We start from the raw sequence: 771 nt of genomic DNA, 5'->3' as shown, positions 1-771 counted from the left end.
CCGCACCACAACACGTCCGGCGCGACCGCGGTGAACGTGCGCCGGACCAGGTCGGGCGCAGCGGGCCGTTTGCCCTGACGGGTCAGCGACCGGCGTCTGCTGGCCGCACGGCCGGCTAACCCGAGCTCGGCCATGCGGCCGGCGACGGTGTTCTCCGATACCCGCCATCCCGCCTCATGCAGGTCACGGGTGATGCGCGGGCTGCCGTAGGTGCCGCCCGAGGCGGAGAACCTGGCCTCGATATGCGCGTCCAGGTCCGCGCGTCGCCGCTGGCGGGCCGTCGGCGCCCGGTCGCGCCACTTGTAGTACCAGGACGGAGAGACGCCCAAGGCCCGGCAGGTCAACGCGTGGGGCACGCCATGATCGGTCTTCTGGGAGCTGATGAAGGCCGCCACGCCTACCGGCCCATCGCCTCTCGAACCCACAAGACCACCGAGCGTTTGAGGACATCGCGCTCCATCTCCAGCTCGGCGCGTTCCTTGGCCCACTCAGCCCGCTGCCTGCGCAGCCTGGCGAGTTCCTCCCGCTCGGACTCGGCCAGCTCACCACCGTTGGTGTCCTGCTCGCGGGCCAGCCGGTCCATCTGCACCCAGTTGGCCAGCGTGCCCGCATTGATGCCCAGATCCTTGGCGACCTGCGCGATTGGTTTTCCTGTCTCCCGCACGATGCGCACCGCGCCCGCGCGGAACTCCGGATCGAACCTGCGTCTGGTCTCTCCCACGACCCAACCTTCTCCTTAGGTCAGATCTCCACGCTAGAAGGGGAAGCCCA

Annotated in this window: 2 protein-coding genes; both read right to left on the bottom strand. The window is 69.3% G+C overall.

The features are described 5' to 3' along the window. Nucleotides 1-356 (bottom strand): IS3 family transposase (locus tag LDL49_RS56475; protein ID WP_225303203.1); only part of this gene is annotated, 356 nt, incomplete at its 3' end. A gap of 41 nt (nt 357-397) precedes the next feature. Then, nucleotides 398-721: a transposase gene (locus LDL49_RS56470; protein ID WP_090774306.1), complete on the bottom strand. Its 324-nt coding sequence runs from the start codon at nt 719-721 to the stop codon at nt 398-400. Between the last annotated feature and the right edge of the window lie 50 nt (nt 722-771).

The organism is Nonomuraea aurantiaca, assembly GCF_020215705.1.
Lineage (GTDB): Bacteria > Actinomycetota > Actinomycetes > Streptosporangiales > Streptosporangiaceae > Nonomuraea > Nonomuraea aurantiaca.
This window is presented reverse-complemented; position numbering and strand designations above follow the sequence as displayed.